At 67.8% G+C, this 21,816-nt stretch carries 17 protein-coding genes; 8 read left to right on the plus strand and 9 right to left on the minus strand.

All coding sequences use genetic code 11. From position 1 onward, the window contains the following. Nucleotides 1-42 precede the first annotated feature (42 nt). From HLH48_RS01340 to HLH48_RS01350, 3 genes are all read right to left on the minus strand, one after another. On the minus strand, nucleotides 43-921 hold the full coding sequence (locus HLH48_RS01340; RefSeq protein ID WP_246386688.1) for a helix-turn-helix domain-containing protein: 879 nt from the start codon (nucleotides 919-921) through the stop codon (nucleotides 43-45). A gap of 241 nt (nucleotides 922-1,162) precedes the next feature. Continuing rightward, on the minus strand, nucleotides 1,163-2,116 hold the full coding sequence (locus HLH48_RS01345; protein WP_182995685.1) for a transporter: 954 nt from the start codon (nucleotides 2,114-2,116) through the stop codon (nucleotides 1,163-1,165). 73 nt (nucleotides 2,117-2,189) lie between these two features. Further along, entirely contained in the window at nucleotides 2,190-4,643 is a 2,454-nt protein-coding gene (locus HLH48_RS01350) for a membrane-bound PQQ-dependent dehydrogenase, glucose/quinate/shikimate family (RefSeq protein WP_182995686.1), read from the minus strand. Between the two features lie 315 nt (nucleotides 4,644-4,958). Between HLH48_RS01350 and HLH48_RS01355 the strand changes: the two genes are divergently transcribed. Next, complete coding sequence (locus HLH48_RS01355) at nucleotides 4,959-6,539, plus strand: Na+/H+ antiporter (protein ID WP_182995687.1); 1,581 nt, start codon at nucleotides 4,959-4,961, stop codon at nucleotides 6,537-6,539. Between the two features lie 95 nt (nucleotides 6,540-6,634). Here HLH48_RS01355 and HLH48_RS01360 read toward each other — a convergent pair whose 3' ends face one another. Further along, entirely contained in the window at nucleotides 6,635-7,420 is a 786-nt protein-coding gene (locus HLH48_RS01360) for a meso-2,3-butanediol dehydrogenase (protein WP_182995688.1), read from the minus strand. A 236-nt stretch (nucleotides 7,421-7,656) separates the two neighbouring features. Here HLH48_RS01360 and HLH48_RS01365 point away from each other — a divergent pair, with 236 nt between their 5' ends. Continuing rightward, the gene (locus tag HLH48_RS01365; protein ID WP_182995690.1) at nucleotides 7,657-8,067 is read left to right on the plus strand and encodes a DoxX family protein; all 411 of its coding nucleotides are present in this window, start codon (nucleotides 7,657-7,659) and stop codon (nucleotides 8,065-8,067) included. On the opposite strand, the gene HLH48_RS01370 is transcribed toward HLH48_RS01365, so the two are convergent. The 4 genes from HLH48_RS01370 to HLH48_RS01385 all read right to left on the minus strand — a co-directional run bounded on the left by HLH48_RS01370 (nucleotide 8,064) and on the right by HLH48_RS01385 (nucleotide 12,133). Continuing rightward, on the minus strand, nucleotides 8,064-9,824 hold the full coding sequence (locus HLH48_RS01370) for a GGDEF domain-containing protein (protein WP_246386645.1): 1,761 nt from the start codon (nucleotides 9,822-9,824) through the stop codon (nucleotides 8,064-8,066). The two genes, HLH48_RS01365 and HLH48_RS01370, sit on opposite strands and share 4 nt — an antisense overlap. Before the next feature lie 121 nt (nucleotides 9,825-9,945). Continuing rightward, on the minus strand, nucleotides 9,946-10,092 hold the full coding sequence (locus HLH48_RS23715; RefSeq protein WP_182995691.1) for a NepR family anti-sigma factor: 147 nt from the start codon (nucleotides 10,090-10,092) through the stop codon (nucleotides 9,946-9,948). A 29-nt stretch (nucleotides 10,093-10,121) separates the two neighbouring features. Next, entirely contained in the window at nucleotides 10,122-10,352 is a 231-nt protein-coding gene (locus HLH48_RS01380; RefSeq protein WP_182995693.1) for a hypothetical protein, read from the minus strand. A gap of 314 nt (nucleotides 10,353-10,666) precedes the next feature. Beyond that, nucleotides 10,667-12,133: an aminotransferase-like domain-containing protein gene (locus tag HLH48_RS01385; protein WP_182995695.1), complete on the minus strand. Its 1,467-nt coding sequence runs from the start codon at nucleotides 12,131-12,133 to the stop codon at nucleotides 10,667-10,669. A gap of 138 nt (nucleotides 12,134-12,271) precedes the next feature. Here HLH48_RS01385 and HLH48_RS01390 point away from each other — a divergent pair, with 138 nt between their 5' ends. The 5 genes from HLH48_RS01390 to HLH48_RS01410 are packed head-to-tail and all read left to right on the plus strand — an operon-like array spanning nucleotide 12,272 to nucleotide 19,357. After that, nucleotides 12,272-14,665: a TonB-dependent receptor gene (locus HLH48_RS01390; protein WP_182995697.1), complete on the plus strand. Its 2,394-nt coding sequence runs from the start codon at nucleotides 12,272-12,274 to the stop codon at nucleotides 14,663-14,665. Between the two features lie 9 nt (nucleotides 14,666-14,674). Then, on the plus strand, nucleotides 14,675-15,751 hold the full coding sequence (locus HLH48_RS01395; protein ID WP_182995699.1) for an amidohydrolase family protein: 1,077 nt from the start codon (nucleotides 14,675-14,677) through the stop codon (nucleotides 15,749-15,751). Then, entirely contained in the window at nucleotides 15,748-16,782 is a 1,035-nt protein-coding gene (locus tag HLH48_RS01400) for an ABC transporter substrate-binding protein (RefSeq protein ID WP_182995701.1), read from the plus strand. Before HLH48_RS01395 ends, HLH48_RS01400 begins: the two co-directional genes overlap by 4 nt. 4 nt (nucleotides 16,783-16,786) lie before the next feature. Beyond that, nucleotides 16,787-18,070, plus strand: coding sequence for an MFS transporter (locus HLH48_RS01405; protein WP_182995702.1), 1,284 nt, complete (start codon nucleotides 16,787-16,789; stop codon nucleotides 18,068-18,070). A gap of 27 nt (nucleotides 18,071-18,097) precedes the next feature. Beyond that, nucleotides 18,098-19,357 (plus strand): acyl-CoA dehydrogenase family protein, encoded by a 1,260-nt coding sequence (locus HLH48_RS01410; protein WP_182995704.1) that lies wholly within the window; start codon nucleotides 18,098-18,100, stop codon nucleotides 19,355-19,357. Here the strand turns inward: HLH48_RS01410 and HLH48_RS01415 are convergent. Next, nucleotides 19,341-20,570: an MFS transporter gene (locus HLH48_RS01415; protein ID WP_182995706.1), complete on the minus strand. Its 1,230-nt coding sequence runs from the start codon at nucleotides 20,568-20,570 to the stop codon at nucleotides 19,341-19,343. The two genes, HLH48_RS01410 and HLH48_RS01415, sit on opposite strands and share 17 nt — an antisense overlap. Before the next feature lie 184 nt (nucleotides 20,571-20,754). On the opposite strand from HLH48_RS01415, the gene ada reads away from it, so the two are divergent. Next, a complete protein-coding gene (gene ada / locus HLH48_RS01420) occupies nucleotides 20,755-21,804 on the plus strand; it encodes a bifunctional DNA-binding transcriptional regulator/O6-methylguanine-DNA methyltransferase Ada (protein ID WP_182995707.1) in 1,050 nt (349 codons plus the stop codon). Nucleotides 21,805-21,816: the final 12 nt, after the last annotated feature.

Consider the following 21,816-nt stretch of genomic DNA (forward strand, 5'->3'; position numbering starts at 1 on the left):
TATCAAACGGGCGTCGGCCGCGCAAGCTGGGAGCGAAACGGATCAGGCCACGCCCAGCAGCCGCATCTTGCGATAGAGCGTGGCCCGGCTGATCCCCAGGCCGCGCGCCGCGCGGGTGACGTTGCCCTGGGTGGTGGCCAGGGCGGTGCGGATGACGCTTTCCTCCGCCTTGCGGAAACTGGGGGAATCGTCGCCTTCCAGCGCCGACAGCAGGTTGGGCTGCTCGCGGATCATGTCGTCCGTCCAGTGCATCAGGGTACGGGCCGCGCGCGTGGCGCCGACGACCTGGCCGTCTTCGTCGATCGCGACCAGCGGCGCGGAACATCCGCCGGCGGCATCCAGCAGCAGCATCCTGCGCCCGGCATAGCGGCTGCGGAACAACTGGTCCTCGATCCGGCGGCCCGCCTGGGTCAGGGTGTCCAGCAGCAGCGGCGCCGCGCGACGGGATGCATTGCCGTGGAAGGCGGCGAGGTTGAGCGCGCCCGCCATCCGCCCCTGGGCGTCGAAGACCGGGGTCGCGAAACTGGCCAGCGGCGACAGGCAGAAACGCCAATGCTCGCCCTGGCCGAGGAAGATCGGATCGCCATCGCGGACGCAGGTGCCCACGCCGTTGGTGCCGGCGACGGCCTCGTCCCAGATCGCGCCCTGCAACAGGCCCATCCTGCGGCAGTGCGCCGACTGGGTTTCGTCCGCGCAGCGGGCCAGCAGCATGGCGTCGGGATCGGCCAGCAGCACCAGCAGCCCCAGCGGATAGGCCAGGTCGAACAGGCGCCGCATCTCGGGCAGGGCCGCCCGCATCAGCGGGACGGAGCGCCCGCTGACATGGCGGAATTCCGCGCCGCTGAGAATGTCGGCCGCCCAGCCCTGCGCGGGGTCGAGATGATGGGCGGAGGCGCATCGCTGCCACGACCGTTCCACCATGGTGCCACCGGCGCCGTTCCGCGCGGTGGCGATGCTGCGTTTTGCCGGATCTGCCGATTCCATTGTCCGCTGCCGCGCCCGTATCATTTCACAACATGCCCCGGTGCGCCGGATCCTTCCGCCGGATCGGGAGGGGCGCACCGGGAAGAAGGCTTCACGCCAATGCGCGCCCGGGTCAATACTCTATATATTTCGATATATATGTGACGACACACCGGGATGACGCGACGGCCTGGGCCGATTACCAGAGATAGACGAACTTGATGTAATAGGCGTTGCTCTCCGGCGTGTTCCTGCCCTCGACCGAATGTGTATAGCGTGTGGTGAAGGACAGGTTTTTCGCGATATTGAACATCATGCCGACGCCCAGCGCGACCTCGCGGCTGCTGGAATCGCTGACATAGGCATGGTGCGTATTGTTGTAGGTGCCCGTCACGTTCTGCCAGTCGAGCGCGAAGAACGGTTCGAGCAGCCTTGTAGCCTTCCAGCTCCAGCGCAGGTTGGAATAGAAGACGATTCCGGGGAAATAGCTGTTCTGGCCCCTGACATGCTTCGTCGAGCCCACGACGGTGCCGACGTCGCCGTCGAAGCTGAAATGCTTCCATTCATAATCGAAGATGAAGCTGGAGATGTTGGACCAGTAATTGGGCGAGGTGGCATCGCGCGTGCCCACCGGCGTCTGCATGAAGGTCTGGAAGCCGAAAGTGCTGTGGGCGTTCGGCTTGAACCACGCGGCGGGGCCGACGATGGTGGGGCCCAGGCCGCCGTAATTCCGGCCGTTGGCCAGCGTGAAGCTTTCGCCCTGGATGATTTCGAAGGCGAAACCGACATGGGGGATGGCATCGAAGCTGCGAAAATGGACGTATTTGGTCAGGCCCGACCAGGTGTGGCTGCCCTGCCCCGCCACCCGCTGGCCGGACCCGTTGTAATAGGAGCCGGCCGCGTTGCCGTCGCCATACTGCACCAGCACGTTGAAGGGCTGGAAATCGACGGGAAGATCGTATTCGTGCGGGCCGATGATGCCCAGCGTGACGTCCGAGGCATGGGCCGCCGAAGCGGCGCCGAGCAGGACGATGCCGAGCAGGATGATGCCGGGGATGGACAGGCGGGCCAGAGCCCTGAGCGCCAGAGCCCTGAACGCCGATGTCCTGAGCGCCGGAGGCCGGAGCCGTGCCGGCCGTTCTGTCAGACGCATTGGTTTGATTCCGTTGGGGCGATGCCGGGCGCGCCGGCAGGCGCGCCCGGTACCCATTGTTGCTTGTTATTGCTTATTGGGCGGTCGCGCCGGTTCCCTGCGCGCCGTCGAGTGTATAGGCGATGATGTAGTCGCCGCTGCGGGTGCCCAGGCCGCCATGGCCGCCGGCCGCGATCAGGACATACTGCCTGCCGCCGACCTCGTAGGACATCGGGGTGGCCTGGCCGCCCGCCGGCAGGCGGTCGCGCCAGAGCACCTTGCCCGTCGCCAGGTCGAAGGCCCGCAGGTAGTCGTCGGCGGTGGCCCCCATGAACACCAGGCCGCCCTTGGTCACGATGTTGCCGCCGATATTATACATGCCGGTGGGCAGCGGCAGGTTGGTGTGCGTGCGGAACGGACCGGTGTCGCGGGTGGTGCCGACCGGGTGCTGCCAGACGATCTTCTTCGTCACCAGGTCGATCGCCGTCAGCGTGCCCCAGACCGGGCCCTTGCAGGGGATCTGCAACGGGTTCAGCCAGGGATCGGTGTAGGCGATGTACGGCGTGCCGTAGTCGGGCGAGACCGACAGCGCGTCGCCCTTGGCCGCGGGTTCCTCGCCCTGGCCGTTCCATTTCGGCAGGGTGCCCGGCCCTTCCAGCGTCTGGCGGTGATCAAGCTTGATGCGGAACGGCAGGTAGCTCGCGTTCGCCAGCATGATCTTGCGCTGCGGGTCGATGGTGATGCCCTGCCAGTCGACGATGCCGTAGAAGGCCGGGTAGACGATCGTGGTCCGGCCGACATGGGGCGGGGTGAACTGCCCGTCATAGGCCGACTGGCGGTACTGGATGCGGCAGATCATCTGGTCCAGCAGCGTGGCGCCCCACATGTCGGCCTCCTTCAGGTCCGGCGGGGAGACCGAGGGCATCGCCGTCGGGTAGGGTTGGGTGGGCGACGCGCGGTCGTCGGGGGCGACGCCGGCGGTCGGCACCTTGCGTTCCTCGACCGGGTAGCCGGGGACCGGCTGGCCGGTGCGGCGGTCCAGCACGAAGAATTCGCCGCGCTTGGTGCTCTGCACCAGGGCGGGGATCGTCTCGCCGTTCGGGCCGGGCAGATCGACCATCGAGGGGCCGGACGGGATGTCCATGTCCCACAGGTCATGATGCACGGTCTGGTAGGTCCAGCGGCGTTCGCCCGTCACGATGTCCAGCGCGATCGTCGCCGACGACGTGGCGTCGTCGAACGGACGGCGCGAGCCACCCCAATTGTCCGGCGGGGAATTGCCGGTGGGGATATAGACCAGGCCCAGATCGGGATCGGCCGTGTAGACGCCCCAGGCGTTGGGCGTGTCGCGCGTCAGCACGTCGTCGGGGCCGGGCTTCCAGGTTTCCGGCGTGTGGCCGGCATCCCAGGCCCAGGCGATTTCGCCCGTCGTGGCGTCGAAGCCGCGCACCGCGCCCGAGGGTTCGAAATTGGCCTGGTTGTCGAAGATCCAGCCGCCGGTGATCAGGCGGTTCTTCGCCACCAGCGGCGGCGAGGTGACGAAATGGAACCCGTGCGGCACGTGGCCCAGATACTGGCGCAGCGAAATGAAGCCGTGATCGCCGAAATCGTCGCACGGCTTGCCGGTTTCGGCATCGAGCGCCACGATGCGGACGTCGGCCACCGGCGAGTAGATACGCGTGCGGCAACTGGTCTGGATTTCGTCCGGGATCTTGTAATAGGTCACGCCGCGGCAGGAGAGATAGACGTTCTTCTCCTGGTCCGCCTTGGCCGGATGGGGGTCGAACGTCCACTTGACCTTGCCGGTCGCGGCGTCCAGCGCCATCACCCAGCTATGGGGCGTACACATGTACAACGTGTCGCCGACCTTGATCGGCGTGACCTCCAGGTTGAATTCATGCCCCTGGTCGGGGCCGGCGACGGTGCCTTCGCCATCCTGCCGGACATCGCCCGTGCGCGTGAGCCACGCGCGCTTCAGGTGGCCGATATTGGCCGTCGTGATCTGGCCAAGGGGCGAATAGCGGTCACCGCCCATGGTGCGGCCATAGGCCTGCCAGTCTGCGGCGGGCACCCCGTCGACAGCCGAATCGGCCTGGTCCTGCGCGCCCATCCGCTCGGCCGGCACCGTGCCGTCGATCGAATAGGAGGTGAAGCAACTGACCACCAGCACCAGGACGCCGATGCCGACGGCGCCCAGCATCTCGCGCTTGTCGGACAGCCAGCTTCCGCCCTGGCGCCAGACCCACGGGAGCAGCATCCAGGCGCCGATGCCCACCAGCGTCAGCAGGCGCACTTCCAGGTTCCAGATGTTGAATCCGGACTCGAAGAGCGACCATGCCGTCGCGAACAGCAGCAGCCCGGCATAGAGCCGGAGCGCGAGCCTGGGCGACCGGAACCCCGCCAGCGCGGCACCGATCATGACGGCGCCCGCCAGGGCATAGAACCAGGAACCGCCGAGAACGAGCAGGTATCCACCGCCCAGGAAAAGAAAAAGCCCGACGAGGGCCAGCAAGATCGAGGTGACGATCGAGAACACACCCGTAATCATCTTGCGTATGTTCCTTATTCTTATTGAAGTTTCCGTGATGCGGAACAACGCGTGAGGCGGTGGCCCCATGGCTATTGCCGACCAGCCTGCTTATCGGCAGGAAGGTTTTCGGACCGCTACAAGCCTGCAAGCGCTCTCACACGAACGTGTCTCTGCCCGTTGCGACTGTCGCAAAGCTGAGACAGTCGCAACGGGGCGGCGGCGCGCGCCGTATCGTCGTCTCGATCATCGTCCATCCCCTTGGCGATCCTGTTGCTCTATGGTGGATTGGAACGGCGCGTCCTGATCGATGCGTCCCGCTGCGGATCGCCCTGCATGTCCGACGTCGCCCGCTATGAATATTTTCTGTTCCTGCTGCTGGTGATCCTGGCGCTGGAACGGCTGGCGCGCTGGCTGAAGCTGCCGCCGGCGGCCGCCTTCATCCTGGGCGGAACGGGGCTGGCGCTGCTGCCGGGCATGCCGGACGTGACGCTGGACCCCGACCTGGTGATGATCGTGTTCCTGCCGCCCCTGCTGATGAGCAGCGCGTGGTTCACCGCCTGGCACGAATTCCGCCGCAACCTGCGCGGCATCCTGGCGCTGGCGGTCGGCACCACGCTGTTCACCACGCTCGCCGTCGGCATCGCGGCCCGGCTGGCGGTGCCGTCGCTGCCCTGGGCGGTGTGCTTCACGCTGGGGGCCATCGTCTCGCCGCCCGACGCGGTGGCGGCCGAGGCGGCGATGGAACGGCTGAGCCTGCCCGGACGCATGACCTCGCTCCTGCTGGGGGAGAGCCTGCTGAACGACGCCACCGGCCTGGTGCTGTTCCGCTTCGCGCTGGCGGCGGCGCTGACCGGGCTGTTCGACCCGATGGCGGCGGTGGGGGCGTTCTGCCTGGTCTCGGTCGGCGGGGTCGCGATCGGGGCCGTGCTGGGCTGGGGCGGCCTGATCCTGATCCGCCGCCTGCGCGACGGCGACCTGATCATTACCGCGACCATGCTGCTGGCGGCGGCGTCCTATATCGGGGCCGACCGGCTGCATGTTTCCGGCGTGCTGGCCACCGTCACCACCGGCCTGATGCTGGGCTGGAACCAGCATGCCGACTTCAGCGCCAGCACGCGCGTCCGTGGGCTGGCGTTCTGGAAGGTGATGGTCTTCCTGCTGCAATCGGTGCTGTTCATCCTGATCGGCCTGTCGCTGCGCGGGGTGCTGCATCGGCTGGAGGGCACGCACGACCTGATGTCCGCGCTGGTGATCCCGATCGCCATCATTCTCGCGACCATGATCGCGTCGCGCTTCGTCTGGCTGTTCGGTGCCGACGCCGCGCGGGCGGTCCTGCGCCGGTGGTGGCCGCGCCATTTCGCGGCCCCGTCGCTGCCCGAGACCCTCGTCATGGGCTGGTCGGGCATGCGCGGCGTCGTCACCCTGGCGGCCGCGCTGTCGCTGCCCGAGCGCCTGCCTGGCCGCGACCTGGCGCTGTGCTGTGCCTTTGCCGCGATCCTGGTCACGGTGCTGTTGCAGGGCATTACGCTGGAACCGCTGGTGCGCGCCCTGAAGCTGACCGACGACGACGCGGCGGGGATCCAGGCCGACGAGAACACCGCCTGGCTCCGCGTGGCCGAGGCCCAGCTTCGGGCGATCGAACGGGCATCGCACCTGCCCGACGGCACGGAACGCCACCCGCGCCTGCTGGAACAATATCGCTACCGCCTGCGCGTGACCCGCGACTATGCCCATGACATGCCGGCCCACCGGCCGGAGGAAATCGCGCACTATCAGGCCGTGCTGGCGGCGATCCAGGCCGGCCGCGCCGAGATCCTGGCGCTGCACCATAGCGGCCGGATCCACGACCATGTGCTGCGGGAGATCGAGCGGGACCTGGACATGCAGGAGATCGCGGCGGAATCGCGGCTGTAGGCGGGACGACCCCGCTGGCGATGCCGTTGCGCGCCGCGCGAACTGCCGTACCGGATCGGAGGCAGCCGGCCGGGAGGCCGGACGCGGCCCCGTGATCAGTCCATGGGAAAGGGCGGCTGACCGTTGGAGGCCGTCACGCCGCCATCGACCGGCATGATGAGGCCGGTGACGAAGGCGGCGTCCGCACTGGCCAGGAACGTGATCGCCGCCGCCATGTCCTCGGGCTCTCCCAGGCGGCCGAGCGGGATGCGGTCTTCCACGCTCCTGACGAAAGCCTTGTCCTTTACGGCGTCCTTCGTCATGCCCGTGCGCGTCACGGCCGGGCAGATGGCGTTGACGCGCACGCCCGCGCGCCCGTGATCCATGGCCATCACGCGGGTCAGGTTGACGACGCCGCCCTTGGCCACGTCGTAATAGGCGGTATTCCAGTCCCCCCTCATGCCGGAGACGGAGGCGACGTTGACGATGTTGCCGCCTCGGTCGATCAGCATCGGCAGGAAGGTGCGGCTGACGTCGATCGTGCCGTTCAGAATCGTGGCGCAGACCGTGTTCCAGGCCGCCAGGTCACACTCCAGCACCGTGCCCATCGTGGTGACGCCGGCATTGTTCACCAGGACATCCAGCGCGCCGAACTGGCGGCGGGCCAGCGCCAGCAGGGACTCGACCTGCGCGGGAATGGAAATATCGGTCAGGGACGGGATGGCCCGCTGCGGGTCCAGGCCGTGCATGACGGCGTGCAGGGCCGCTTCGTCGCGGTCCACGAGAATGACGCTGGCGCCTTCCTCGAGAAAACGCAGCGCCGTGGCGAGGCCGATCCCCGACGCCGCCCCGGTCACGATTACCGTCCGGTCCTTGAAGCGCGACAATCCATGCAGGGGCATGCGTGTATCCGTCCGTGTCCGTCGATCCAACCCGTTCGCCCGATCGAAACGCGCGCCCTGTCCGTGGGTTCCGTGCCGGCCGGGGGCGGTGAGGTGAAAGGAAATAAATGGAATTAATGAATTTCCATTGTTTCTATTTTATTCGAAACGGGCCGGGCATAGCGTGGGGGCATCGGCGAGAGACCGGCATCACGGATTTCTCCGCCTTGTCCGCAGCTTCGAGAGGATTGTCCGCCATGAACTTGCCCGCCACCCGCGATGCCGCGCTGCTTGCCGCCCGCATCGCCCTTTCCGGCCTCTTTCTCGTCATGGGGTGGGGCAAGCTGTCGGACCATGCCGGTGCCGTCGCCTATATGACGCAGGCCGGCGCGCCCCTGCCCGCGCTGTCGGCGCTGGTGGCGACGGGTGTGGAACTCGGCATCGGGGTGGCGCTGGTGCTGGGCGTGTTCGTCGCGCCGCTGGCGCTGCTGCTGGCCGCCTATACGGTCGCGACCGGCTTGATCGGCCATCATTTCTGGACCATGGACGGCATGCCGCGGTACGACATGATGATTCATTTCTACAAGAATATCGGCGTCGCCGGCGGGCTGGTCGCGCTCGCGGTCGCCGGGCCGGGGCGGTTCGCGCTGCCGTCGCGGGCCGGCTAGGCGGGCAGAGGGCCGGAGCGCGGCGGGCTAGGCCAGGCGAAGACATCCTGCTCGGCCAGGTGGACGCGATTGCGCCCCGCCCGCTTGGCGGCATAGAGCGCGACATCCGCCTTGGCGACGCATTGGCGCCATATGAGACCGTCGCCCGCGGCGACCCCGAAGCTGGCGGTGACGGAGACGCGTGCGCCGTCGGTGGACAGAATGGCGAGACCCGCCACGCTCTGCCGCAGGCGATGCGCCAGGGACAGCGCGATTCCCTGGCTGGGCGCCTGGATCAGGATGGCGAATTCCTCGCCGCCGATACGCGCGACCAGGTCGCAGGGCCGCACATGCGCGCGCAGGGCGTTGGCCACGGCGACCAGGACCCGGTCGCCGCTGGTATGGCCGTGCCGGTCGTTGATGGCCTTGAAATGGTCGATATCCAGCAGGATGAAAAAGACGCGTTCGCCCGGTCCCGCGCCGGCCAGCCGCGGCTCGCCCAGCATCAGGAACGCCCGCCGGTTGAGCAGGCCGGTCAGTTCGTCGGTCTCGGCCTGGTATTTCAACTGGCGGGCCTGGGCGGCGCGTTCCCGGAGCTTGATGTCCAGCAGGGCCACCGCGTCGATCAGCGGCCGGAGTTCGGGGCCGCCGGGATGAGACAGCGGCAGGCGGACGGGCTGGTCATGGACCAGGGCGACGACGGCCTCGCTGGCTTCCAGCAGCGGGCGCAGCACGCGCAGATGCACCAGCAGCACCCCGCCGGCGATCAGCCAGACCACGACCAGCATCATGCCGCCCACGATCCACGCCACGTCCAGCGCCTGATGCTCCTTCTGCCGGTATCGGGCCAGCAATGCGTCCAGGCAGGCGGTGCGCCAGATTTCCAGCGGCGTCAGCGTTTCGACATAGTGACCGGAAAACGCGGCGGCGTCGCTGGTGTAGGCGCCCCCGTGCCGCCCCTCGGCGATCAGGCCGGCCACCAGAGGCTGCCCGTCGCCGAAATACGCCGTCTCGGCTTCGGCCCTGAGCGCGGCCAGACGGGAGCCGCCGTCCGTCAGGTCGGGATCGAGTGCCAGGAGCTGCCATTGCATGGCGATGCGCCCGGAGAGGCGGTCGCCGGCGGCGATGTTGGACGACGAGATCGGCGCATGGGCGACCAGGGGCGCGATGATGGTCGAGCCCAGGCGCCCGGCATCGTCGCGCAGAAAGCAGAGGATCAGCGCATGCTGGACCGGGCCGGCCAGTTCCGGATCGAAGCGGATGAGGGGCGCCGCCCGCCACAGGACCACCGCCCGGTAGGCGTCATAGGCCGCGAAAAGCGCATCGACCGCATTCTGGACCGCGCCATACCCGGCCGGGGGCTGGCTGGCGGCCTGGTCGACCAGCGCGCGGGCCCGCGCCAGGTGGCGCACGGCATCCTGAAGCAGCGCCGCCGGCACGATGGCGGCGCCGCGCGCCAGGGCCTGATCGGTCTGCGCCCTTGCCGCGCGCAGCCTGTCGCGGGCGGACGGCAGGCCGGGGCCGCCGGACATCAGCACATTGGACGGCGCGCGCTCGGCACTGATGCGGTTGGCCGTGTCCAGCACCAGGCGAAGCTGTTCCAGGGTGGCCACGTCGTGCCGGGCGTGCAGGAAAAGCCGGCTGACATGGGCCAGAATGATGCCGGCCATCGTCGCGGACAGCAGGACGGCGACCACGGCGCCAATCCACAACCGCCCGCCGATCCACAGGCTGCGCAGCGCCTGGCGTTTTCCCGTTTGAACCGACGTCGCCAACATTCTGCCTTCAGTTGCAGCATCATGAGAATTTTTATGGATGTTATTAAACTGATGGAATTCAAAAATGAATACCGGCGATTTCGCGGCGATGACAGGCGGGGCGGCCAAGATATGGCCGGCATTATCCGGCAGGGTCGGCGCGGTCCTCGTCGTCTTTTTCCAGCCCATCGAGAAGACCGAGGAGTTTCTCGGGAACGGGTTCCTCGACCACGCGATCGAACTGGTCGTGAAGGCTTTGTCCGATCCATGTCTCTACTATCGAGTTCATGCGAACCTCACGCGTCTTCAAAATTCTCTTCAGTGAAACCGATCGGTCTCTTCCGGATCGATTTCCATCCGGCGATCTAGGAGAGCGCGGACGGCCAGCCAGAATGCCGCCTCGTCCGTCCGCCGCGCCTCGACGCAGCGGAGGACGTGCAGATGCGCCTTTTGTCGCGCAAGCCTCCTTCCGCAGGTGCGCACCAGGGCATCCACCATCTCGGACGCGGAGATTTCGTGGGATATGTCGTCATCGTCCCGCATCGCCAACCCGCCTTCCCATCCGCGCACGATATAACGGCGCTGGAAGGACGAGGGACACAAGTTTCCCGCGACCCGCCTGGCGTCGGGCGGGTCGAAAGGTGTTTTGCACTGGGCGTACGCACCTCCTGCCTATTCCCCGTGGCGAACGGCCGAGGCCGTTCACCTCAGGACCATAGGTCCGGGTGTTCTATTTGGCAGGCCACCCGACAGAGGAGGCCGCCCAGTTGCAAAAGCGCTTCGACACGCCGATGTGAACGATAGCATATGAGCCGGCCCCATGCCAGCGCCGGGACGGAGGCGGGCATGGGCGGGGCCGGTCGTCACAGACCGGCCAGCAGGGCGAAGACCCTGTCGATTTCCCCGTCATCGACCTCGCCATAGCCGTGCGAGATGATGCGCCCGCTTATCAGCGACTTTCTTCCCGACTCCGGAACGAGGGGGTAGCGTCCCGGAACGTAGATGCCGGCCTGGGCGCCGCGCGCGACGAAGGTGGCGGTATCGGGCCAGCGGGACGGGAGGAGCCAGCTCATTCTCGGCGCCTTACCGATACCGACATGCGTCACCTCCCCCAGGTGACGGCGCTGCGCGTCGAGCACCGCCTGCCGGCGGCGCATCATCACCGTGCGCGTGCGGCGCAGGATCTGATCCAGTTCGCCCGTGTCGATGAGGCGGGCGAGGGCTTCCTGCTCCAGCCATGGGAGGCCGTTATCCATGAGGAGCTTCGTTTCGAGCACCGCCTGCAATTCCGCCCACGGCACGACGAGATAGCCGAGCATGACGCCGCCGCCGAGCGTCGGCGCGAAGAGTCCGGCATGGATGACGCCCTGGCCGCCGGCGAGCGCGAGCAGGGACGGCAAATCGTCATCGAGACTGAGCAGGTCGTACATCGATTCCTCGACCAGGAGCGCCCCCGCCGCCCGCGCGGCCGCCAGAAGCTGGCGCCTGCGCGCCAGAGGCAGCGTCACGCCCAGCGGGACGTGACAGCCCGGATTGACCACCGCGAGCCCCACGCCCTCGAACGCCGCGTCGTGCAGGCTGATCCCGTGCTCGTCGACGGGTACCGGGCGGATGCCCGCGCCGCATGCCTCGTACAGCCGGCGCTTGCCGACATAGCACGGATCTTCCAGCATGACGGCCCGGTCGTGCCGCGACAGGGCGCGCGCAATGATCGAATGCGCCTGCTGGAGGCCGGCGACGACGATCACCTGCCGGGCATCGACCGGCAGGCCATGCCGGGCGGTCAGCCAGCGGGCCAGCATGTCCCGCAGGAAGGGAAGGCCGGCATTGGGCTGGAACTGCCCACCCCCCTTCCAGCCGTCATGGACCAGAAGGCGCTGGACGACCCGGCGCCATTCGCGCGCGCGATAGAGCGGCACGTTGGACCCGAAGCCGAGGCTGAGCGCCACCGACTGCGACGAGCCGTGCCGCCTGTCATCGACGAAGGCCTGGTCGAACAATGAATCGGCCGGGCGCGGGCGCAGGCTTTCCCCGGCTTCGAGCCCCGCGGAGGGGGTCGCGATCGCCCGCCGGGCGCCGGGCGGCATGCGATGGACGAACGTGCCGCTGGAAGACCGGGGCTCGATATAGCCTTCCGCCCCCAGGCGCTCGTAGGCCAGCACCACGGTGTTGCGCGACACGCGCCAGCGAGCGGCGCTTTCCCGCACGCTGAGGAGCCTCTGCCCCGGACGCAGGGCGCCCGCCACGATGGCCGCGATGAACTGGCGGACGATCTGTTCCTGCAAATTGTCGTCCGCCCCCCGGTCCAGGGACGGAAGGAAGGGTGTCATGGCGCCGCCTCGTGCTTATTCACTATTTTATTAAGTTATATCTGTACCCATGTCAAATTTAATCACCGTCACTATGATGTCTTTGGGGCACCGACTACACTTAGTTTTGTTGTGGTTTATGTTAAAAGGCATATACAGGTGTCCAATACCGTACGGCACATCGATCCCGCGTTGCAGAACCGGACGCGCCGCCTTGTTTCCGCCGGCCGTTCCGGCCTGGGTCGGCATGGCGTGATGATGCCCTGCGCGCGTGTGCTGGCATGTGGTACGGTGCTGGTCGGCCTGTCCCGCCCTGTTGCCCAGGCGGAGACGCCCGCCCGGAAGGCCGCGCCGGCGGGGCAGGATTCACACCCAGGCGGTGTGGAAACCGTCATGGTGACGGCGAACCGGCGGTCGCAGGATATCCAGAAGGTCGCGGGCACCGTCACCGCCGTCAGCGCACGGACCATCGCTCGCCTGCACCTGGACAGCGCCGCCGATGTCGCCGCGCTGGCGCCCAACGCGCTGGGCTATAATTTCGACGGGCGGTTGCGCCCGCGCTATTATATTCGCGGGGTCGGCAATGGAAATCAGGCGAACAACGCGGTGGGCGCGGTCGCGGTCTATGCGGACGACGTCTATCTGAACAGCCTCGCCTTCCAGGGTTTTCCGCTTTTCGACCAGGCGCAGGTGGCGGTGCTGAACGGCCCGCAGGGGACGCTGTGGGGCAAGAACGCGACGGCCGGGGCGATCCAGTTCACGTCGCGACGCCCGGACTTCGCCCGGAGCGGGTATGCCCAGGTCGATTTCGGCAATTACGGGCAGAAGCGCGGCGAACTGGTCTTCAACACGCCCGTGGTGAAGGACAGGCTGGCCGTTCGTCTTTCGGTCCGCGACGAGAACCAGGATGGCTGGGCGCATAATCTGTACAGCGGCAAGCGCGTGGGGACGTTCGGCGATTTCGCCACCCGCTTCCAGGCGCTGTGGAAACCCACCGACGCGCTGGAATTTCTGCTGAACCTGCATGTGCGCGACATGCAGGGCACGAACGTGCCCTATTACAGCGCCGGCGGCACGTCGGTCTATTCACCGCTGGCCATCGGCAGCCGGGACCATACGAACACCAACGTCAACGGGCGGCAGGCGTTGGTATCCGAGGGGGTGTCGCTTCATACCGTCTGGCATCCGGGCCATGGGCTGACCTTCACTGCGATCACGTCGTTCGACACTGCCCAGCGGCGGGTTTCGGGCGACGGGGACTATACGCCGGCCGAATACAGCCGGTCGTACGACAAGTTGCACCCGACTCAGGTGAGCCAGGAGTTCCGCCTGGCGTCCGACGCGCGGCGGCGCGTTTCCTGGATCGCGGGGGCCTATTATTTCCATGAAAACCTGAACGACCGCTACGCCACGGCGACATTGCCGCCCGGTGCCGCCACCACGCCCGCGATCATCGGCCAGCCGGCATGGGCGGGCACGCATTATACCCAGACGACCGACAGTTTCGCGCTGTTCGGCAATACCACCATCCATGTGGTGAAGTGGTTCCAGATCGCGGGCGGGGTGCGGTGGACGCATGACCACCTGCATCTGGACCTCGACAGCCGGCAGGCGCTGTATCCGGTCTCGTTCGCCGCCAATCCGGCGGACTGGTGGAATGCCGCCCGCGTCGGCAGCGGGATTGCGACGATCGACGCCTATCATGGGGGGCGGAACTGGTCGAATGTCAGTTTCGACGTCGAGCCGCAATTCCTGATCGGCGACCACCAGATGCTCTATGCGCGGATCGCGGACGGGTATCGGTCGGGCATCTTCAATACCCAGGTCACGCCCAATCCGGTCAAGCGCGGCGGGGCGCCGTTACAGAAGGCCGCGCCAGTCAGTCCGGAAACCCTTATTTCCTACGAGGGTGGATACAAAGGGAGCTGGTTCGGCCGTCGCCTGACGCTGAGTGCCGACGGATTCTATTCGCAATACGACAATATCCAGACCTCGTGGACCGCGACCGACGCGGCGACGAAGGCGACCGTGCTGGCGCTGACGAACGCGGCGTCCGGCAGGTCCTATGGCGGGGAGTTCTCGTTCCAGGCGCGGCCGGTCGCGGATCTGACCCTGTCAGGCAATGTCGGCGTGCTGCGAACGGCATTCACGCGCTTTGCGGCGCCCGCCGGCACCACGGGGGCGGCCAACCTGACGGGGAACGCGTTTGCCCGGGCGCCGCGCCAGACAGCCAATATCGCGGCGGACTGGGATTTCCGCACCCCCATCGGCACTGGCTCGGTCGGCACGCGGTGGAACTATACCGGCCATTATTACTACCTGGTGTCCAACGAAACGGCCTCGGCGCTCCAGCAGCGGGCGGTGTGGCTGGGGGATGTCCATGCCTCGTTCCGTCCCGGCAACAGCCGGTGGGAAATCAGCGGCATCATCAACAACGTCGCAGGCGCGCGCTACCTGGTGCAGGTGCTGCCGTACTCGGCCACGTCGCAGACCTTCACCTACCAGTACGGCGCGGCGCGGATGTTCCTGCTCTCCGCCCGTGCCGATTTCTGAGAGGTTTCCATGAGCAGCACACACCCTGTCATCGACCTGCATGCCCACTGGTTTCCGCCCTCGACCCTGGAAATCCTGGGCCGACGGACCGAGGCGCCACGCATCGGCGCGCGGGACGGCGGGCTGGCCATCTGGCGCGCCGGGGCCGGGGCGGGGACCGGCGGGGCCTTTCCACTGGGGCCGCAATGGCATGATATCGACCGGCGCCTGGCGCATCTGGACCAGGCCGGGATCGTGCATCAGCTCCTGTCCTGGCCGACGACGCTGGGGGTGGATGCCGCCCTGCCCGCCGACGCCACGCGCGACCTGTGGTCGGCATGGAACGACGATACGGCGGCGCTGATCCGGCGCCACCCGGACCGTTTCAGCGCGGTGGCGGCCCTGAGCACCAGCGATATCGGCTGGTCGGTGCGCGAACTGGAGCGCGCGCATGGCACGCTGGGGCTGATCGGCGGGGTGCTGCCGGTCAACGGCTTCTTTTCCCGTGCCTCGGCCGAACAGTTCCGCCCGCTGCTGGAAGCGGCGCAGGCGCATCGCAGCCATCTTTATCTGCACACGGGTTTTGCCAACCCGGCTATTACCGGGCAGCCGCCCGATATCCTCCATGGCGACAATGACGGCATCCGCTGGGTGATCGATAACGGGTTTCATTTCGCCTCGGCGGTGGCAACCCTGGCCTTTACCGATTTTCTCGATCCCTTCCCCGATGTCGCGATCCAGATCGCGATGCTGGGCGGATCGGCGCTGGGGGCGCTGGCGGCCGAGCAGGCGGAGGTGTCGCCGCGCATCGCGATCGGCCCGCTGCGCCGGCATTTCCGACAGATCTGGCTGGATACCGGGGCGGCGGGAAGCGGCACCGCCGCCGTGGCCGCCGCGATCCGCGTGCTGGGCGCGGAGCGGATCGTCTTCGGCTCGGACTATGCGCCGCTGGCCGATGCCGTGCCGACGCTGGAGCGGGTGTGCGCGGCCACCGCGACCGACCCGGACAGCCAGGACGCCGTGCTGTTCGGCAATGCCCGCGCGCTGCTGGCGCGACATGGGCACCTGCCCGCATCCCTTTCCTGGCTCAAGGAGCACATATCATGACCGTGCCTGTCATTTCCTATACCCGTTGCCCGTCCGTGCCGACCGTCAGCGCAATCGCCCATGCGCGCGGGCTGCTGGAAGAGGAGTTCCGCGACGAACGCGACGTGCGGTTCGTCTTCAAATCGGTCGGGTTTTCGCCGCAGATCGTCTACGGCCATGACGAGCGCTTCTGGATCCGCAATGCGGGCCATGCGCCGGCGGTGTGGAAGCGCAGCCAGGGCGTGGACTGCAAGGTCGTCGGGCTGGCGTTTCTCGACGGGCGTTATCCGGTCCTGTCGCTGAACCGCTCGGGGATCGACCGGGTGGAAGGGCTGCGGGGGCGCAGGCTGGCGGTGTTCCATAATCCCGACAGCCCGTTCGACCTGATGGTGGCCCAGCAGCTCAAGATCTATCGCGTCGCGCTGCAACAGGCGGGGCTGACGCTGGAGGATGTGGAACTGGTCTATGTCCCGCGCCGGTTCAGCCCGGGCGCGGCCAAGGGGGGCTTTCTGCGCTTTGCGTTCCAGACGGCGCTGGAGGCGCTGGAAAGCGGCGCGGTGGATGCGGTGACGGCCTCGATCCCGCCCGATGGCGGGCTCTATCCGCTTCTGAACGTGCTGTACGATACCCGCCTGGCGCCCGACCTGACCGCGCGGGTGCATCCGTCGGTGCTGCGCGGGCTGGTGGTGAGCACACCGCTGCTGGAAGAGCGGCGGGACCTGGTGGTGCGCGTGGTCGCGCGGCTGATCGAGGCCTCGGACTGGGCGGCGTCGGCGCCGATTGCGGCCGTACGGGCGCTGTCCGCCGATTTGCACCAGGAGCCGGAGAGCCTGACGGCGGTGTACGAGAACATTCCGCAGGGCATTCGCCTGTCGCTGGACGATGCCTATGTCGAGACGCTGGCGGTGCAGAAGGCGTTTCTGCGCGAACAGGGGCTCATCGAGCGGGATTTCGACCTTGAAGGCTGGCTCGACCGGGGCCTCCTGGCCGAAGCGGCGGCGCTGCATCGCGCGCGCCATGCCGTGACCCAGCCCGTCGGCGCGGGGGCGTAGGCCGATGTCCGCCACGCATGCGCTGTCCCCGCCCGTCGGGGATGGGTCTTTTGCGACACCGGCCGATGCCGCCCGGGCCTCGCGCACGCGCGCTGTCGTCGTGATGCTGGCGACCGGGACGGCCTGTGCGATGGAGGGCATGATCCTGTCCGGCCTGCTGACCCCGATGAAGGCGGATCTGCGGCTCTCCGACACGGCGTTTGGCAGCGTCATGGCGGTCTCGACCCTGGCGGGCATTGTCGGCGCACCGCTTTTCGCCCTGCTGACGGGGCGTTTCGGGCGCAAGGCCGTGCTGGTCGGCACCGTGATCCTGTGGAGCGTCGCCTCGGCCGGCAGCGCGCTGGCGGCGGGGCTGGCGACGCTCGTCTTCTGGCGGGCGCTGACCAGTTTCGGCATCGCCGCCTATCAGGGCATCGCGCCCGGCTGGCTTGCCGACCTCTATGACCGCAAGGCCCGCAACCTGGTGTTCGCGCTTTTCATGGCGCGCAACAAGCTGGGTTCGGCCCTGGCCTTCGGTTTCGGGGGATGGATCGCCGCGCGGTATGGATGGCACCAGGCCTTTCTGCTGACCGGGCTGCCGGGATTGCTGCTGGCGCTGTTCCTGTTCCATCTGCCCGAGCCACGCCCGGGCCAGGCGGACGGGCGGCCGATCGACGCGCCGCGCGACGCGTCGTGGAAACGGCAGGTCGCGGTGCTGCGCATCGGGCCGTATGTCACGCATCTTCTGGCTCTCAGCCTGTTTTTTTCCGGCATGATGACGGCGCAGATGTGGCTGCCGCCCTTTCTGCACCGCGTGCATGGGCTGGACAATCTGCATGCGACCCGTTTCCTTTCCGCCACCCTGCTGCTTACCATGCCGGCGGGGCCGCTGGGCGGATGGCTGACGGGGCGATACCTGGCGCGCCGCGCCTGGGGCCTGCCGGCCAGCCTGGCCGCGACGACGCTGATCGCGGCGGTGCTGTTCACCGTGTCCTTCACCACCGGCAGCCTGCGCGTCAGCGAAATCGCGGCGCTGGGCGCCATCGTCGCCTTCGGCTCCACGGCCGGCAGCCTGACCACGCTGCTGATCGAGACGGTGCCCGCGACGCTGCGGACGATCTCGGGCTCGTTCGGCGCCATGGCGTCCACCGCCGTTTCCGGCTTTTTCGCGCCCTGGCTGCTGGGTGCCCTGTCGGACCAGTACGGCCTGGCGCGCGCCATCCTGATCGGGCCGCTGTTCTATGCCTGCGCCGGCCTGCTGTGGATCGGCCTCGCCCTCCGCCCCGCCGGTCGCAAGACCTCCGCCTGACCGTATTTTCCCTGGGATATGCCAACCATGAATCAGATTGCCTCGCCCCGTCCTGCCGCGTCGCATGCCCTGTGGGAACAGACACGCCCGCGCGCGCATGCCCCCTACCCCGCCGACTGGATCGGGAAAGCACGGGAACTGGCGGCCCTTTTCGCGGAAGGCACGGTCGATCGCGACCATGACGGCACGCGGCCGCTGGACCAGATCCGCCAGTTGCGGGAAAGCGGGCTGGTCAACCTGCTCTATCCCGCGTCGCTGGGCGGCGGGGGCGGCACGCTGCGCGATGCGGCGCACGCCGTGCTGGAAATCGCGAAAACCGATGGCTCCACCGCGGCATTGCTGGGGTTCCACTTCTATAATTCCCTCGTGCCGCTGCTGACGGATTACGCGGATCGCAACGCGGCGGTGGTGCGGCGCTCGACCGGGGAGCGATGGCTGTGGGGCAATGTGACCCAGTATGTGAACCGCGCGTTCGTGGCGCGGCATCATCCGGACGGGGGCTTCGTGCTCAGCGGCACCAAGCGCTGGAATACCGGGGCGCCGCTGGCCGAAATCACCACCGTGCTGGCGATTCACCCGGACCAGGACCGCTATCTCTACGCCGCCATACCGACCAGCCGCGCCGGGCTGCGCTTTCACGACGACTGGGCGCCGATCGGCCTGCGCGGCACGGATTCGAGCACGATCACCTTCGAGGATGTCAGGATCTTTCCCGACGAGGTGCTGCACTGGTCGCACGGGCCGGCGCAGACCGGGCCGCTGCCGCTCTGGGCCAGTTTCGGCGCCATCTTCTATTCCGCCGTCTATGTGGGGCGCACGCTGGGGGCGCTGGAACTGGCCCGCGACTGGACCTTGCAGGGCAAGCGCCAGGGGACGTTTCCCGGCTCCGACCTGTCGGCGGACGATCCGTTCATCCAGGCGGAATTCGCCGAATACTGGATCGCGGCGCAGGCCGCGCTTGCCTATCTGGACGGCACGATCGCCCGGGTGCAGCAGGCATGGGATGACCGCGCCCGGTTGACCGAGGCGGATCGCGGGCGCATCGCGCTGGACACGCTGGCGCTGCGCACGTTCACCTCGCGCACCGCCCTGCATGTCACGCCCCGGATCTTCGAATTCGCCGGCGGGCGGGGTACGGGCTTCGCGGCCGATTTCGACCGGTTCTGGCGCGATGTCCGCACCCTGTCGTCGCACGACCCGGAAGTGCTGGCGCGGCGGACGATCGGGCGGCATGTGCTGCATGACAGCCCGCTCTTCTTTCCGCCGCATTTCAAGCCGGAAGGCTGAGAGCGCGGATCGGGCCGGGGGCGGCCCGATCCGCCGGGCATGCGGCTTGCGGTGACAGGCGGCCGGTCCGCGACAGCAGGACCAGCGCCACGCCCAGCAGGCAGATCCCCAGTCCGGCGGCGGAGACCATCGGGTAGCCGAAGCCGAGCGACAGGACCGCCCCGCCCAGGGCCGCGCCCAGGGCGTTGCCCAGGTTGAACGCGCCGATATTGACCGACGAGGCCAGGCCCGGCGCGTCGTGCGCGGCCTGCATCGTCCGCATCTGCAAGGCCGGCATCAGGGAGAAACTGGCGGCCCCCCACAGCAGGACGCCCACCAGCGCGCCGGCCGGCGTCCGCGCCGCGAAGGGAAAGGCCAGCATGATCAGGCCGAGGATCGGGAAGAAGACCAGCAGCGTGCCGACCAGCGAGCGGTCCGCCGCGCGGCCGCCGATGGCGTTGCCGATGGAGAAGCCGACGCCGATCAGCATCAGCGCCGCCGTCGTCAGCGCCGGGCCCGCCTGGGTGATATGCTCCAGCATCGGCACGATATAGGTATAAAGCTCGAACATCGCCCCGGCGCCGATCACCGTGACGCCCAGCGCCATCAGCACGTTGGGCCGCAGGATGGCTTTCAGTTCGGCCGCCGCGTCGGGCCTGGGGCCGGCTTCGGCCAGGGGCAGGGCGACGGCGAGGGCGGCCGCCGCGATCACCCCCAGTGCCGAAATGGTGGCGAAGGCGCTGCGCCAGCCCAGCGTGTCGCCCAGCCAGGTGGCCGCCGGCACGCCGAAGATGTTGGCGACGGTCAGCCCCATGAACATGCCGGCCACCGCGCTGGCCCGCCGGTTGGGGGCCACCAGGCTGGCCGCCTCCACCGCGCCCAGCCCGAAGAACGCGCCGTGGGCCATGCTGGTGAGGACCCGCGACAGCAGCAACTGCATGTAGTCGCTACTGGCCGCCGAGGTCAGGTTGCCGACCGCATAGAGGATCATCAGCCCGATCAGCGCGTATTTGCGCGGGTAGCGTGCCAGCAGCAGGGTGACGAAGGGCGCCCCGCCCATCACGCCGAACGCATAGGCGCTGATGAGGCTGCCGGCCTTGGGCACGCTGACATGGACCCCGTCGGCCAGGACGGGCAGCAGCCCCATGGGGGTAAATTCGGTCACCCCGATCGCGAACGCCCCGCAGGCCAGCGACAGCAGCGCGAGAGGGGACGAAGATTCGGCTTTCGACAAAACGACCTCTTTTCCTTTTTCCGGACCGCCCGTGCGGTTGCCGGCCCGATGCGCGCCCATGTTAAGTCAGGGCAGTCGATAACGATACCGGCAAGGCGATCGGGATTTGATCGCAAGGTCCGGAGTGCGGGACACCGTTGACGTGCATAGGGTCGCGAACATCGCAACGAACCGGGGCAGGACAATGACATCGATCGAACACGACCCCCGCTGGACCGCGATCGTCAAGCGGGACAGGAAGGCGGACGGCCGATTCTGGTACTCCGTCATCACCACCCGAATCTATTGCCGTCCGTCCTGCCCGTCCCGGCTGGCGCGGCCGGACAACATGCGGCTGCACGACACGATCGAAGCGGCGAGGGCGAGCGGTGCCCGGCCCTGCCGACGCTGCGACCCGGATGCGGCGTCGCCCGAGGCGCGCGGGAATGCGCGGATCGTCCGGGCCTGCCGTCTGATCGAAGCCGGTGACGCGCCGCCGACCCTGGCCGCGCTGGCGCGGCAAATCGGCCTGAGCCCCGGCCATTTCCAACGTGTCTTCAAAAGCGTCACCGGGCTTTCGCCCCGCCAATATGCCGAAGCCTGCCGGAGCGGGCGCCTGCGCGACGGCCTGCGCGAAGCCAGGACGGTTACGGATGCGATCTACGCCGCCGGATATGGGTCCAGCAGTCGTTTCTATGAGAAGGCCGCCAACCTGCTGGGAATGACGCCGACCGCGCTGCGCAGGGGCGCGCCGGCCGAGCGGCTGCGCTTTGCCATCGGGGCCTGTTCGCTGGGCGCGATCCTGGTGGCGTCCAGCGACAAGGGGATCGTGGCCATTCTGCTGGGAGACGATCCCGATCAGTTGGCGCGGGATCTTCAGGACCGCTTTCCCCGGGCGGACCTGATCGGGGAGGACCGGGAATATGCGCAACTGGTGGCGACGGTCGTCGGCTTCATGGAAGCGCCGGGTGTCGGCCTTGGCCTGCCCCTCGATATTCGCGGCACGGCGTTCCAGCAACGCGTGTGGAATGCCCTGCGCGAGATTCCTGCCGGCAGCACAACGACCTATACCGAGATCGCGCATCGGATCGGGGTGCCGGCATCGGTGCGGGCCGTGGCGAATGCCTGTGGTGCCAATGCCCTTGCCGTGGCCATTCCCTGCCATCGCGTGATCCGCCGAGACGGCGCACTCTCAGGTTATCGCTGGGGTGTCGAACGCAAGGAAAGGCTAATTGAACGAGAAAAGACCTTATAATTTCCTATATGT

The sequence above is a fragment of the Gluconacetobacter sacchari genome, from assembly GCF_014174255.1.
Taxonomy (GTDB): Bacteria; Pseudomonadota; Alphaproteobacteria; order Acetobacterales; family Acetobacteraceae; genus Gluconacetobacter; species Gluconacetobacter sacchari.

What these genes read in the sequence shown, in the direction of transcription:
- HLH48_RS01340 (WP_246386688.1), bottom strand. Translation starts at nt 921, where the DNA reads ATGGTGGAACGGTCGTGGCAGCGATGCGCCTCCGCCCATCATCTCGAC.
- HLH48_RS01345 (WP_182995685.1), bottom strand. Translation starts at nt 2,116, where the DNA reads ATGCGTCTGACAGAACGGCCGGCACGGCTCCGGCCTCCGGCGCTCAGG.
- HLH48_RS01350 (WP_182995686.1), bottom strand. Translation starts at nt 4,643, where the DNA reads ATGATTACGGGTGTGTTCTCGATCGTCACCTCGATCTTGCTGGCCCTC.
- HLH48_RS01355 (WP_182995687.1), top strand. Translation starts at nt 4,959, where the DNA reads ATGTCCGACGTCGCCCGCTATGAATATTTTCTGTTCCTGCTGCTGGTG.
- HLH48_RS01360 (WP_182995688.1), bottom strand. Translation starts at nt 7,420, where the DNA reads ATGCCCCTGCATGGATTGTCGCGCTTCAAGGACCGGACGGTAATCGTG.
- HLH48_RS01365 (WP_182995690.1), top strand. Translation starts at nt 7,657, where the DNA reads ATGAACTTGCCCGCCACCCGCGATGCCGCGCTGCTTGCCGCCCGCATC.
- HLH48_RS01370 (WP_246386645.1), bottom strand. Translation starts at nt 9,824, where the DNA reads ATGTTGGCGACGTCGGTTCAAACGGGAAAACGCCAGGCGCTGCGCAGC.
- HLH48_RS23715 (WP_182995691.1), bottom strand. Translation starts at nt 10,092, where the DNA reads ATGAACTCGATAGTAGAGACATGGATCGGACAAAGCCTTCACGACCAG.
- HLH48_RS01385 (WP_182995695.1), bottom strand. Translation starts at nt 12,133, where the DNA reads ATGACACCCTTCCTTCCGTCCCTGGACCGGGGGGCGGACGACAATTTG.
- HLH48_RS01395 (WP_182995699.1), top strand. Translation starts at nt 14,675, where the DNA reads ATGAGCAGCACACACCCTGTCATCGACCTGCATGCCCACTGGTTTCCG.
- HLH48_RS01400 (WP_182995701.1), top strand. Translation starts at nt 15,748, where the DNA reads ATGACCGTGCCTGTCATTTCCTATACCCGTTGCCCGTCCGTGCCGACC.
- HLH48_RS01405 (WP_182995702.1), top strand. Translation starts at nt 16,787, where the DNA reads ATGTCCGCCACGCATGCGCTGTCCCCGCCCGTCGGGGATGGGTCTTTT.
- HLH48_RS01410 (WP_182995704.1), top strand. Translation starts at nt 18,098, where the DNA reads ATGAATCAGATTGCCTCGCCCCGTCCTGCCGCGTCGCATGCCCTGTGG.
- ada (WP_182995707.1), top strand. Translation starts at nt 20,755, where the DNA reads ATGACATCGATCGAACACGACCCCCGCTGGACCGCGATCGTCAAGCGG.